Source organism: Ulvibacter sp. 2210JD10-4 (assembly GCF_058148525.1).
On sequence record NZ_JBYVJZ010000008.1, the window covers coordinates 61,974 to 75,872 of the forward strand.

General features: G+C 35.5%; 12 protein-coding genes. 6 read left to right on the forward strand and 6 right to left on the reverse strand.

Going from position 1 to position 13,899, the window contains the following annotated elements:
- Nucleotide 1: 1 nt before the first annotated feature.
- A complete protein-coding gene (locus ACY2RT_RS15065; RefSeq protein WP_490156756.1) occupies nucleotides 2-832 on the reverse strand; it encodes an SAM hydrolase/SAM-dependent halogenase family protein in 831 nt (276 codons plus the stop codon).
- A gap of 109 nt (nucleotides 833-941) precedes the next feature.
- Here ACY2RT_RS15065 and ACY2RT_RS15070 point away from each other — a divergent pair, with 109 nt between their 5' ends.
- Nucleotides 942-1,895: a PhoH family protein gene (locus ACY2RT_RS15070; RefSeq protein ID WP_490156757.1), complete on the forward strand. Its 954-nt coding sequence runs from the start codon at nucleotides 942-944 to the stop codon at nucleotides 1,893-1,895.
- A 3-nt stretch (nucleotides 1,896-1,898) separates the two neighbouring features.
- The gene (locus ACY2RT_RS15075; protein ID WP_490156758.1) at nucleotides 1,899-2,849 is read left to right on the forward strand and encodes a phosphoribosylaminoimidazolesuccinocarboxamide synthase; all 951 of its coding nucleotides are present in this window, start codon (nucleotides 1,899-1,901) and stop codon (nucleotides 2,847-2,849) included.
- Nucleotides 2,850-3,013: 164 nt separating this feature from the next.
- Here the strand turns inward: ACY2RT_RS15075 and ACY2RT_RS15080 are convergent, their stop codons facing one another.
- Nucleotides 3,014-4,414, reverse strand: coding sequence for an amidohydrolase family protein (locus ACY2RT_RS15080; RefSeq protein WP_490156759.1), 1,401 nt, complete (start codon nucleotides 4,412-4,414; stop codon nucleotides 3,014-3,016).
- Nucleotides 4,415-4,685: 271 nt separating this feature from the next.
- Here ACY2RT_RS15080 and ACY2RT_RS15085 point away from each other — a divergent pair, with 271 nt between their 5' ends.
- The gene (locus ACY2RT_RS15085) at nucleotides 4,686-5,738 is read left to right on the forward strand and encodes a sensor histidine kinase (RefSeq protein ID WP_490156760.1); all 1,053 of its coding nucleotides are present in this window, start codon (nucleotides 4,686-4,688) and stop codon (nucleotides 5,736-5,738) included.
- A gap of 7 nt (nucleotides 5,739-5,745) precedes the next feature.
- Nucleotides 5,746-6,474, forward strand: coding sequence for a LytR/AlgR family response regulator transcription factor (locus tag ACY2RT_RS15090; protein WP_490156761.1), 729 nt, complete (start codon nucleotides 5,746-5,748; stop codon nucleotides 6,472-6,474).
- Here the strand turns inward: ACY2RT_RS15090 and ACY2RT_RS15095 are convergent.
- Complete coding sequence (locus ACY2RT_RS15095; protein ID WP_490156762.1) at nucleotides 6,455-7,744, reverse strand: acyloxyacyl hydrolase; 1,290 nt, start codon at nucleotides 7,742-7,744, stop codon at nucleotides 6,455-6,457. The genes ACY2RT_RS15090 and ACY2RT_RS15095 overlap by 20 nt on opposite strands.
- Nucleotides 7,745-7,811: 67 nt before the next feature.
- Here ACY2RT_RS15095 and ACY2RT_RS15100 point away from each other — a divergent pair, with 67 nt between their 5' ends.
- On the forward strand, nucleotides 7,812-9,197 hold the full coding sequence (locus tag ACY2RT_RS15100; protein WP_490156763.1) for an alanine/glycine:cation symporter family protein: 1,386 nt from the start codon (nucleotides 7,812-7,814) through the stop codon (nucleotides 9,195-9,197).
- Here ACY2RT_RS15100 and ACY2RT_RS15105 read toward each other — a convergent pair.
- The 3 genes from ACY2RT_RS15105 to ACY2RT_RS15115 form a co-directional block, all read right to left on the reverse strand.
- Complete coding sequence (locus tag ACY2RT_RS15105) at nucleotides 9,194-10,129, reverse strand: hypothetical protein (protein ID WP_490156764.1); 936 nt, start codon at nucleotides 10,127-10,129, stop codon at nucleotides 9,194-9,196. The two genes, ACY2RT_RS15100 and ACY2RT_RS15105, sit on opposite strands and share 4 nt — an antisense overlap.
- Nucleotides 10,130-10,131: 2 nt before the next feature.
- Nucleotides 10,132-11,562 (reverse strand): MBOAT family O-acyltransferase, encoded by a 1,431-nt coding sequence (locus ACY2RT_RS15110; protein ID WP_490156765.1) that lies wholly within the window; start codon nucleotides 11,560-11,562, stop codon nucleotides 10,132-10,134.
- 80 nt (nucleotides 11,563-11,642) lie between these two features.
- Nucleotides 11,643-12,728, reverse strand: a complete 1,086-nt coding sequence (locus tag ACY2RT_RS15115; protein ID WP_490156766.1) for a M42 family metallopeptidase — start codon at nucleotides 12,726-12,728, stop codon at nucleotides 11,643-11,645.
- A 106-nt stretch (nucleotides 12,729-12,834) separates the two neighbouring features.
- Between ACY2RT_RS15115 and ACY2RT_RS15120 the strand changes: the two genes are divergently transcribed.
- Nucleotides 12,835-13,533, forward strand: a complete 699-nt coding sequence (locus ACY2RT_RS15120) for a DUF4294 domain-containing protein (protein WP_490156767.1) — start codon at nucleotides 12,835-12,837, stop codon at nucleotides 13,531-13,533.
- Nucleotides 13,534-13,899: the final 366 nt, after the last annotated feature.

The following is a 13,899-nucleotide window of genomic DNA, read 5'->3' on the forward strand; positions in this document are numbered from 1 at the left end:
ACTAATTAAAATTTACGGTAATAGTGTCGCGGTATTCCAATCCAAAGAGAGTAGAAGCACTACCTACGGTACTTGGATTGCTTTTATAAATGGACAGTTCCAGATATCCGGAAGAGTTCCATAACGCTAACTTTTTGCCATCTTCTTCACGTTTCTCACTGGGTAATTCAAAATTAATGGCATCGCTGTAGTGTGTATGTATCTTCGTGAAATTGGCTGTACGCGCTGTGATTCTGAAATCCCGTCCTTTACCCACTTTTTCAAACAAAGACCTTGTAATGTTACTAATTACGTTTCCGTAGTTGTCAATATAAATGATGTTACCGATAATCTGGTTGGATTCAACATTTACAACAGGTCGGATTCCGGTAAGCTCTTTAATACCTGTGATCGTTTTTCCAATTACCTCTAAAGTCCCACCACGGGCAATATGACAAGCTACTTTCACAAAAACATCTAACACAGGGAAATTGCTGGTGATCCGGTCGTGAATATTGATCTCCACAATTTTTTCAGGAATTATTTCTGAAGCCAGGATCGAAATGATACCGTTATTGGCACAAACAAAATAGTGACCGTCCAGATATACGGCAATATGTTTGTTTTCAGGGTTTAATTCACTGTCAATACCAATAATGTGAATGGTTCCTTGCGGGAAACTTTGGTATGCGTTCTGAATGATATAAGCCGCTTCGGTGATATGAAAAGGAGAGATCGAATGCGAGATATCAACAATTCTTACATCTTTCAACTCATTGTAAATGGCTCCTTTTACCGCACCTGCAAAGTGATCTTTCTCTCCAAAATCAGTAGTTAGGGTTATGATTGGCATTGATGAATTGTTGATATTTTGTTAATGAAATTACCACAAAAATAGGTTACTTTTGTGACTAGTAAAACTAATTCTTTACATTGTATTCACAAATTTAATTGTACCGCTTTTGAACGAACTTATTATCGAATTAACTGAAATTAGCCCCCGTGAGTTTTTCGGACTTCAGAATTCAAACATTGACCTGCTAAAAAAATACTTTCCAAAATTAAAAATTGTTGCCCGTGGCAGTAAAATAAAGGTTTACGGAGATGAAGAGATTCTTGAGGAATTTGACAGAAGAATTACCATGCTATTGGAGCATTTTGCCAAATACAATAAGATCGATGAAAATGTAATTGAACGTGTGCTTTTAAGCCGCACAAAAGAAGATTACGAAACACCGGAAAGTACAGGAGATGTTTTAGTGCATGGCGTTAATGGTAAATTAATAAAGGCGCAAACTGCCAACCAGCGCAAATTGGTGGAAAAGATGCAAAAAAACGATATGGTTTTTGCAGTAGGCCCCGCAGGTACCGGTAAAACCTATACAGGAGTTGCTTTGGCAGTAAAAGCATTGAAGGAAAAACAAGTAAAAAGGATCATACTTACACGACCGGCTGTAGAAGCAGGGGAGAACCTTGGGTTTCTTCCGGGAGATCTAAAAGAAAAGCTCGACCCCTATATGCAGCCTTTATACGATGCACTTCGGGATATGATCCCACATGAAAAACTGGAATCACATATAGAAAAAGGAATCATTCAAATTGCACCCTTAGCCTTTATGCGTGGACGGACATTGGATAATGCCTTTGTTATTTTGGATGAAGCACAAAACACAACGCATGCCCAGATGAAGATGTTCTTAACTCGTATGGGGAAAAATGCAAAGTTTATGATCACTGGAGACCCCGGACAAATTGACTTACCTCGCCGCGTGATTTCAGGATTAAAAGAAGCTTTACTTGTTCTAAAAGATGTTGATGGTGTTGGAATGATCTACCTGGATGATAAAGATGTGATCCGCCACCGCTTAGTGAAAAAAGTGATCTCTGCTTACAAAGCCATTGAAAATATAGATTAATTGATGAGCCATACAATTACAGCAACCAATTTCAACTTCCCGGGTCAAAAAGAAGTCTACCACGGAAAAGTCCGCGAAGTATATACACTTGAGAACAATATTTTGGTGATGATAGCAACAGACAGACTTAGCGCTTTTGATGTTGTGATGCCCAAAGGAATTCCATATAAGGGGCAGATATTAAACCAGATCGCTACAAAGATGATGCAAGCTACCGAAGATCTGGTGCCTAACTGGTTAATAGCTACTCCGGACCCTAATGTGGCTGTTGGTAAAGCTTGTGAACCCTTTAAAGTGGAAATGGTGATCCGAGGTTATTTAAGCGGGCATGCTGCCCGTGAATACAAAGCAGGAAAACGCATGCTTTGTGGAGTTCCTATGCCGGATGGAATGCGCGAGAATGACAAATTTCCACAACCCATTATTACGCCTGCAACCAAGGCAGAAGCCGGTGACCATGACGAAGACATTTCCCGTGAAGATATTTTGAAACGGCAAATTGTTTCGGAAGAGGATTATCTTCAATTGGAAGATTATACTAAAAAATTATTTCAACGAGGTACCGAAATTGCTGCCAAACAAGGTTTGATCTTAGTGGATACTAAATACGAATTCGGAAAAACAAAAGACGGGAAAATTGTTTTGATCGATGAGATTCACACGCCGGATTCTTCGCGCTATTTTTATGCTGAAGGGTATTCAGAAAGACAAGAAAGGGGAGAAGTTCAAAAACAACTTTCAAAGGAATTTGTTCGTCAATGGCTCATACAAAATGGTTTTCAAGGCCTGGAAGGGCAAGAAGTGCCTCCGATGAGTGATGCATATATTGAAACGGTTTCAGAAAGATATATAGAGCTCTATGAGAATATTACAGGCGAAACGTTTAAAAAAGCAGATGTTACCAATATCCATGAACGAATTGAGAAAAATGTCCTTGCATTTTTAGAAAATTAGATTGCTTTAAACGTTATAAAAGTTATTTATTAAAAGTATATTTTTTTTGATGTGGCAAAATCATGGAAAAGTTGACACTTGTGATTTTCCACTCACTATTTTTTTATTAACATCTATGATTCTTTACCCCAGTTTGATAAATTTTCATTAGGAATATTTACAGATTACATCATTGTTCTGTTATATTTTTTAATAGATGCTAGCTTGTCTAAAATTTCTTCCTGAGTGATTAGTTTTCCGGACTTGACCACACTATGTACAGTATTAATATTTTTGATATTTAGAAGTGGGTTTTTGTCTAGAATTACCATGTCGGCTATAAAACCTTCTTCAATCAATCCTATCTTTCCATCTTTACCAAAATAAGAAGCCGGGTTTATGGTGGCTGATTGTAATATTTGTAAGGACGTCATCCTAAATTCACTATCATATAACTGTAATTCTTCAATCAAACCAAAGCCCGGGAGGGATATTGCATTAGCACCATCTGTCCCTGCTAATATTTTAACGTTATTGCTTATTGCCTTTTTTGCAAAACGTAAAAAATTAGACTCCAGTTTTTCCCACGGAACCTGAGATTCTTCGGCCCTCTTAATTGATTGGATCGATTTTTCTAATAGTCTATTTGAAACATAGGCTCTTGTGGGAAAATTGGAGTACGTGGTATCATTGATAAAAGACCATATTTTTTCTTTGTCATATATCCTGTGCTTTTTAAAATACGTGAGTGTTGGGCAGTATCCGGTTTTTAGATCTTTCATTAGGGCAACAATAGAGTCCATTTTAGAATCACTCATTCCGGAAAGTTGGAATATGTCAAAATGTTCTAGTGACGCAATACCGGATTTTACAGCTTCGTATAGGTCGACTTTCGCATCAACATGCCCGGAGAACTTCAAACCTTTATTTTTACATTGTTCTGCAACTTCAAAAAAAATCTCTTTGGAAGCAGCAGTTCTTATTTTTATAAAATCTACTCCCAGTTTTTTTACTGAATCTATTAGTTTTTCTACTTCAGATTCATGAGAGATTCCTATTCTTTGTTTTTTAAATTCCGGGTCATTGTCAACTTTTGCCACCCAGTCAACAAAGTCTTTGTTCTCCAGTATTGGGCCGGCCGTGTATACTGTTGGTAATAAATAGTTATCGTTTGCAGCAACCTTTAAAGGCTTGATTTTTTTAAAATCACCTCCCATTTCCCGAATTGAAGTGATACCGTTTAGAGTATATAAGCTTAGCATCGATTTTGAATGCTCAAAATTATCGGATAATTTATCGATATGAGTATGCATATCCCACAAGCCCGGAATAATATATTTGTTGTTTAAGTTCCTGTAGTTTTCTTTAGGTACAAGTTCTTTTAGATCATTGAAATTTCCGATTTTTTTTATAATGTTATTGTCTATTAGGATAGCCTGCTCTTCAATCAAATCTCCATTAGTTACATCAATGATATTAATGTTGTGCAGTAAGTATGTCTCTCCGGAAATTTTCAATTTATTTGTACAAGACCAAATTAACAGTAATGCTACGGTAATATTTATGAAGTTGATTCTCTTTTTCATAGGTTTTCTTTTTTGCAATAGTTTAGGGTTGTAATAATTTACAGGATCACTTTTTTGACTTTTTCTTTTTGAGGCAAATAACTTTCGAATTGTAGCATCTGCCAAACCAATTATTTCAACAGCTGCTATTAGTGTTTAAATTGAATGATATGTGTTTTAAGATAAGTTGAATAACAAATACCTCAATTCAAATAAGGGATTATAAATCTTATCAAAAGAAGGGCTAGGTAGCAGTTTAAAATATTTATTTTAGTGGATTGATTCCATTAGTATGAAAAAAGTAGTTGAACCTCTTTTGCATATATTGTTTTGGGTACTTATACTCTATATCACGTATACCAATTTTGGCATTCGGGTAAGAATGATAAATCATAATGGTGAAATATTAAAGACCACTATTTCAAGAGACATTTTTTTATTGGCGATTTCGGTAGACCTCGTTTTTAAAGCAGCTATGTTTTATACTACAGCTTTCTTTTTAGTGCCAAAGCTGCTAAAACCTAAAAGGAAAACTCATAATATACTCGCGATCTCGCTTCTATTTATTTTTACGCTTGGAGTTTCCTTACTGATCAATTTTAACATTTTTATTGATTATAATTTTGATATCACAAAAGGTTCGGATTTAATTAGCTATAGTGTTTTATTTCATGTGTTATTTTTGCTTCTTGCTTTTGGATATCACCTTGCTAAAGATTGGTTGAAAAATGAGCATTTAAAAAAACGAATTATTCAGGAAAAACTTCAGACCGAACTTAATTTTTTAAAAACACAGATCAATCCTCACTTCATGTTTAATACTTTAAATAATTTATATGCGGAAGCGAGAAAACATAGTGATAAGACTGTAGCAGACGGGATTGCTAAATTATCACATATAATGAGATACATGATATACGACAGTAATGTTGAATTGGTTACTCTTGATAAAGAATTACAATATCTAAAGAGTTATATAGAATTACAGAGATTACGTATCTCGGATGAAGACCCCTTAGATTTAAGATTTGAAATGGAAAATACCGACCTATCTTTGCAAATAGCTCCAATTCTATTTATTCCTTTTGTTGAGAATGCTTTTAAACATGGATTTCATATTGAGAAAGAGTGTTTTGTACATATTCTAATTACAACAAAAGAGAATCGTCTAACTTTTAGAGTCTCTAATAGTAAATTTGATGCCATATCAATTAAAGAACACTCTGGAGTAGGTTTAAAAAATGTAAAAAGAAGATTGTTATTGTTATACCCGGATAAACATCAATTATTTATAACTGATAACAAAAATGAATATAGTATTACATTAGAACTGGAATTAAATTAATGCTTGTATGAAATTGAATTGTATTATTATAGATGATGAGCCCAGAGCTATAGAAATTTTAAAGGAGTATGTTGAAAGAATTGCATCTTTACAACTTTTAAGTTCATTTAGAAATCCTATAAAAGCGATTGATTTTATAAAACAAAATGAGGTACATCTTATTTTTTTAGATATCAATATGCCAAATTTATCAGGCATACAATTCATAAAGACTCTAACAACAAAACCATTTATTGTATTAACGACAGCATATTCCGAATATGCCGTCGAAAGTTATCAGCTGGATGTAGTTGATTATCTTCTTAAACCTATTGAATTTGACAGGTTTATAAGATCTGTTAATAAGGTTTATGACAAGTTGGATAACCTTCCATTATCGTATATTGGAGATACAAACAGTAAAGAAGAACAAATAGAGAAAGATTATATTTTTGTAAAGAACGGAATCAAGATTGATAGAATTGACTTGGATGAGATACAATATATAGAAGGATCAGGAAATTATATTTCTTATCAATTGGAAAATAGAAAAATCCTGGTATTAGGTAAAATGAGTGAAATTTTAAAAATATTACCTGCCAAGCAGTTTGCAAGAATCCATAGGTCGTATATTGTTCATCTAAAAAAAATTACTGCCATAGAAAATAATAGGGTACTTATCGGTAAAGATTATTTGTCAATTAGTAATACATACAGACCCGGGTTTTTATCTTTAATTAATACCGGAGGGTTTTAGTTTTCCTTTCCCTGAAATTAAATCCATATACATAACCCAAACTCAACTCGGTAAAATCTGCCTGGCCAAGGTTTGTATTAATATGAAAACTCAAAAACAAATTGTTCTTTGGTGCTTTTGATGTACCTATGAGGTAATACTTGATTCCCATACGTGTAGATATAGCATGCTTCAATTTAAATTTACTTCCAAATTCCCCCAACATCCAGAATTCTGGAATGTCTCTGGGAGTATTATCCCAGCCTTCATTGATCCGCCAATCAATTTTATAGGCCGGCTTATGCAAATTTGCCCCTAATTGCAGGTCAATTCCAAAATGATTCAACAAAAATTCTCCGGTTATAAAAACTCCCAGATTAGTTGCATACCTCCAAGGGTCTTCTTTAAAAAAATCAAATTCTCTTCCGTCCTGAACAAGGGATTCATTATCACGAATATAGTCATAGTAGTGTTGGTACAAACGATAGTAGAATCCGCCCCCCAATTTAAATGTATTGTTGAATACTTTACCGTATTCACCGGAAATTGTATAGACTTCCTTTTTGTTATTGAAATAGATAATAGAAAGGGCATTAATCCCATAGCCAGTTCTAAACGAAAAGTAGTCATAAACACTCCGGTTAAGGTCTTGTTTTAAGGAAATGTCAGTTTCATTTTTAGTTTTCGCCGGATCTTTTATATCTGCTGAAAGGCTTACTAAAAATGAATTATATCCCTGGTTTGGTAAGCGTGTATGTCCATTTGAATGATGAAAATAACCAAGCCCAATACGCCAATCCACCTTTTGAGATGTGATAAATTGATAATGCATAAAAAGTCGGAACGACCAGGTTAAATCTGTGGATACTGCCTGATTGAATGGATTGCTGATAGAATCATATTTTTTGGTGAAATAGGAAGCACCCATTCCTACCTGCGCCTTTAGATTTTTCTTTCTGAAAGTATTAAACTCTATAAATGGCATTGCCGTTATGGCACCACCGAGGTTGTCAGCATTTCCAAAGTCGGTATATCCAAAACTAAGACCGGTTCGCGGGCCTTTTAGGCGCTGTGCCCATTCCTGTTGGTTGTAATCATGCTCCCAACCCAAATTAATGAGCAATTGTTTTTGAAATTCGTGATCCGGAAAGTTAGAATTTGAATCGGCAGTGATTCCGGCCATTACTTCCGGAGTAATGATAAAAGGATTAGCTGTTGTTTTTGTTTCTTGCCCTTGGGCTAAGATACAGCATAAGCACAGTAGAAGAAAGTATGTTAGTTTTTTGGTCATTTAACAACGCAAGTAACAATTTCTCTTCTAATTTTAAAAATTTAAGTTTTACATTCGTTGTTTCAATATGGAAAAGATCTTAAAAATCCTGGATACTCTCATCGCTCAAATGTCCTCATATACCTGGGGACTTCCCTTGCTGGTTTTATTGATAGGAGGAGGGCTGTATTTAATTTTTAGAATTCAATTTTTACCCTTTCGATATTTAGGGCACGCAATTGCTGTCTTACGTGGAAAGTATGATAATGAAAGTGATACAGGAGAAATCACTCATTTTCAGGCATTGACCACTGCGCTTTCTGCTACTGTAGGAATGGGAAATATCGCAGGAGTAGCCGTAGCCATAGCTATTGGTGGCCCTGGTGCTGTCTTTTGGATGTGGGTAAGTGCCGTTATAGGGATGTCTACTAAGTTTTTCACAGCTTCTCTCGCTGTTATGTTCAGGGGCAAAGATAGTCAGGGTACTATACAGGGAGGGCCAATGTATTTTATTACAGAGGGATTAGGTAAAAACTGGAAACCATTGGCTGTTTTCTTTAGTATTTCAGGTTTAATAGGTGCGCTTCCGGTATTTAATGTAAATCAATTAACACAAGCGATCAACGACATATTACTGAAACCCGCAGGCTTGTATACCGGCTTGAATAGTAATCTCATCGTTGGTATTATACTGGCAGCTGTTACTGCTGTAGTTATATTAGGAGGCTTGTCCCGAATAAGTAAAACAGCTTCAAAGTTAGTGCCTTCAATGGTGTTGCTATATTTTGTAATGGTACTTATTATTTTGGGGGTATATATTGATGAGGTGCCAAAGTACCTGGGAATGATCTTTACCGATGCTTTTTCCGCTTCTTTTTTTGAAGGAGACACCTTTTTGGGAGGTGTTGTTGGTGGATTGATTTTATTGGGTATAAGGCGTGGAGCATTTTCTAATGAAGCAGGTATTGGTACAGCACCAATGGCACATGGTGCAGCAAAGACTAACGAACCCATTCGTGAAGGATTGGTAGCGATGCTTGGGCCTGCAATAGATACGCTTATTATCTGTACACTTACCGCATTGGCGATCTTAGTAACCGGAGTTTGGCAATCCAGCGATGCAAATGGAGTAAGTTTAACGGCAAATGCCTTTACAGAAGCTATACCCGGTTATGGAAAATATGCTTTACTGCTTTGTATTGCAGTATTCAGTATTTCTTCACTGTTTTCATATTCCTATTACGGCACAAAGTGTATGTCGTTTTTGTTTGGAGCGAAACATAAATCGTACTATAATTATTTTTATATCGCAAGTATTTTGATGGGTGCAACTACCTCTTTGAGCATGATGATCAATTTGATCGACACCTTTTTTGCTCTTATGGCAATTCCAACAATGCTGGCTACTATTTTATTAGCACCTAAAGTGGTGAAGGAAGCGAAAATATATTTTGATAAGATGAAAAATAATTAATGTAAGCTATCCAATACTTTCTGAAACATTGCTGTATATATAGCTGCGCCATCCGGATTTAAGTGACTCTCGTTCCAATAATTTTTCACTGAAAAATTAAGAGTATCTTCTTCTTTGTTAAAGAGATGTACATTGCCATAGTTCTTGGATGCCACTTGTAAGATACTGTCGCGACGCTTCAAAATTCCTTTGTGACGTAGCGGGAGATAACTCTTGTACATAGGAATTTTACAGATGATGACATTTAGGTTGCTGTCTTTCAGAAAATCAAGTATTTCAAAAAATAGTTTTGTATTATTCTCAAATATTTCAAGATCGGGACGGGTATTTATCTTGAAATTTGTTTCAATGATCTTGGTTTCATCATATTTAGAATCTTTAAATTTTCCAGAATAATTAAGTGTATCAAATCCGTAGCGATTATAACTTACGGGGTCCTCCTTTGTAATATAATGATTGTATATTTTTTTAGAATAAAAAGGAGGAAAAGACAAGTAGATCAGCTCATCCTTGAAATAAGTTTTACGCTCAAAACTGTTAACGTCATAATACTTTAGATATACACTGTTCTTCCAGAAATCCTTGCTATTGTGGGGCAATTCAAAATGACTGTAGGATACTTCGAGAACAACGGTAGTAAGGCTTTTTAGTTTAGGCAAGAGAGATTTCAGAATTTTAAAATCAGTATTGTGATGCTGGTCTCCGGATGCTAAATTGATGGAAGGCTGCTTCAGTAAAGTCACATTTACGGCATCTTTCATTTGTGATGAGCCTAAAACTAATACTTCCAGATTTTGGACTTCAGTATCCAGTAATTCACTATTCTTTTTATAGTTTGAAGGGATGTGAAGTGTAAAATATTCAACAACCATATACCCCAGTAGTACCGGGATAAAAAACAGCAACAAATATTTTATAAATCTTTTCTGCATCTCTAAAATTGAAAATAAATAAATGCCTCCTTAGGCTCTGCATATCTTATAATTAAAACAATAAGCACATAATATAAAGCCCAGCGCACCGGTTTTGGTAATTTTAGTTCGATCTTTTGAAGCGGAAAATCCCATTTCTGCGTAAGCATTTCTGCTATGAGCATTAGCACCAAATAGAAAAGTTTAATACCTATCAGGCTCGAAATAGCAGTATCCGGAGTAACTGTAAATATTCGTTTTAAGATTATCCAAGCCTGTTCAATTGTATTTGCCCTAAAAAAAACCGCTGATATGATAAACATTATAAAAACATATACCAAAGAAAAAATACGTGGGGCTTTTTGTAATTTTTTGCGGACTGTTCCTTTCCTTTTGAAAAAAGGCATTCTTTCAAAAACCAGAACGCACCCGTTGAAAATCCCAAAAGCAATATAGGTCCAATTGGCCCCATGCCAAAGCCCTACCAGAAACATTGTTACTAACAAGGCAATTGCACGGACACTATTTGTAATATGTTTAGCACTTTTCACAAATGGAATGTATACGTAATCAGTAAACCATTGCGTGAGTGTAATGTGCCAACGTTGCCATAATTCGGTAATACTTTTTGATAGATAAGGCAAGTCAAAGTTTTTACTCAATCTAAAACCAAATAGTTTTGCGGTACCAATTGCGATATCTGTATAACCGGAAAAGTCACAATACACCTGAAAGCAGAACAATACGGCGGCAAATATGAGCATTAAGCTTCCATATCCCTCGGGATTGTTAAAAACCATACTTACTGCAATCCCTAATTTATCTGCAACCAATATTTTTTTAAACAACCCCCAAAGTATCTGCCGCAAACCCTCTTTGGAAGTTTGGAGGTCAAAAGACCGCTCTTTTTCAAATTGAGGAAGTAGTTTTTTTGCGCGTTCAATAGGCCCAGCCACTAACTGCGGAAAAAAGCTCACAAAACATAAAAATTCGATTAGGTTTTTAGTTGGGGCTACCTTCTTTCGGTACACATCAATGGTATAACTCATGGTTTGGAACGTGTAGAAACTAAGCCCTATGGGAACAATAACATTCCAGATAGTATAGGTATTTTCAGTAAGAGTGATGGCAAACAGATCAGCGAAACCGGAAACAAAAAAGTCAAAATATTTAAAAGTGATCAATACGCCAAGATTCCAAACGATACTACTCCATAATAGTAATTTCCTGATGGAGTTTGATGTAGCTCTTTGAAGTATCCATCCGGCAAAATAATCTACAAGTGAGCTGATAATTAAAAGAGATAGAAATCGCCAATCCCATAAGCCATAGAATATATAACTGGCAATAAGCAATAATACATTTTGACTATTCCTTTTCTTTGTGCCAATTGTCCAGTATACTGCATAGACAAGAACGAGAAAAAGGCCAAAATCAAATGAGTTAAATAGCACTGTTCTGGGGGGAGTTTAACAGCTAAGATAAAAAAAAGCAACTATGTGAGAGTTATTCATTTTATTCTTTATGAACACATTTATTCAAAATAGCTGAATGTTTCATCTTTTTTAATATTCAGTAAGGATTCATAGATCAATTTGATCACATTTTCAACATCGTCCTGATGCACCATTTCTACAGTAGTATGCATATACCGTAGAGGAAGCGAGATCAATGCACTTGCAACCCCACTGTTGCTGTATGCAAAAGCATCGGTATCTGTTCCTGTTGCCCGGGATAATGCAGCGCGCTGAAAAGGTATTTTTTTATCTTCGGCAGTATCTACAATAAGGTCACGAAGCCTTTGTTGTACAGCAGGAGCATAGGCTATTACCGGCCCTGCACCAATTTCTGCATGACCTTCTTTCTTTTTGTCGATCATGGGAGTAGTAGTATCATGTGTTACATCGGTAACAATAGCTACATTGGGTTGAATTCTTTCTGCTATCATTTGCGCTCCCCGAAGCCCGATTTCTTCCTGCACCGAATTGGTTATATACAATCCAAAAGGTAATTTCTTTTTATTTTCTTTCAAAAGACGTGCTACTTCGGCGATCATAAAGCCACCCATACGATTGTCTAGAGCACGGCATACAAATTTATTTTTGTTCAGGATGTGAAATTCATCGGGGTAGGTAATCACACAACCTACATGAATTCCCATAGCTTCAACTTCTTCCTTATCTTTTGCACCTATATCAATAAAGATATTATCGGGCTTGGGAGCTTCCTCTTTTGCTTTACTGCGAGTGTGAATTGCCGGCCAACCAAAAACTCCTTTCTTAATACCTTTCTTAGTATGGATATTTACAATTTTGGAAGGAGCAATTTGATGGTCGCTTCCTCCATTTCTAATGACATATAAAAGACCATTGTCACTTATATAATTTACATACCAGGAAATTTCATCTGCATGGCCTTCAATAACGACTTTATATTTGGCTTTAGGGTTAATAACCCCTACAGCAGTACCATAAGTATCTGTAATAAACTCATCTACATAAGGTTTCAAATAATCCATCCACAGCTTTTGGCCATCCCATTCATAGCCGGTGGGGGCAGCATTGTTTAAATAATTTTTTAAGAAAGTGAGCGATTTTTTTGTTAAGATAGATGTTGCCATATTAAGTTTTTTTCAGGAAAGCCAAAATTAGTAATTAATTAATAAGTAAACATTGCAATTTGTTTAATTTTGGAACGATTTTAGTAATAGAGGAATTAAAATAGTAATGAAATATACCTACTACATGTATGTAAGTTTTTTGTTTTTTTCATTAGTGGCTACGTCTCAAACAGATAGAGAATATACAGAGAAGAAGAACGATAGCACGGATACTTTCTATTATATAATTGAAGGAGACACTATTCCAAGAGAATTTATTGACCTCGAAGAGGTTATATTACTTAAGAAATTAGAATTTACTTCAAAACAAGACCGGAGGCGCTATCTTATCTTACGTCGTAAAACCCGCAAGGTGTATCCTTATGCTAAATTGGCTTCAGAACGTTTAACAACTATGACAGAGCGCTTAAAGACCATAGAAAAAAAACGGGACCGAAAGAAGTATACCAAACGTATTCAAAAATATATTGAAGAAGAATTTTCAGCTAAATTAAAAAAACTCACCCGTACCGAAGGGCAAATATTGGTAAAGCTCATCCACAGGCAGACCGGGAGGACAGCATTCGATCTGGTAAAAGAATTACGTACGGGATGGCGCGCCTTTTGGTATAATACCACGGCTAAAATGTTCGATATATCCATTAAAGAAGAATATCGCCCTTTTGACAATAAAGAAGACTACCTCATTGAAGACATTTTGGAGCGCTCTTTTCAATCTAAGATTCTGGAACGCCAAAAACCGGCTTTCCCAATAGACTATTTAGAACTCTCTGTGCATTGGAATAAGAAAACTGTTGATAAGTGAACAAAAGGGAGACTTGTATAGAAGTTTGATTTTCTTTATATTAGTAGTTCGCTCTTTTTTATTTTTGGGTGTTGCCCTCTTCAGTCTTCGACTAAAGAGCGCCGGGCATTCCGCTTTATCTCTACATTACCTTGGGCAAAGTAGAGGATGCCGCTTCAATCCCTAACACGCGATTTTTGATATTTTTTTTGCTTGTAATTACATCGATTTCAATGTCTTAAACATTGTTAATAAAAAAGATTCAAAAAAGATTAGGATTGATTTGGTAGAATGAAAAAAGGCATTGTATATTTGCACCCGCTAAAACGGTCATAGATGGTTTGTTTTAGTTTTAAATAGTACTAAGTTCATTGAGATATTGAAATT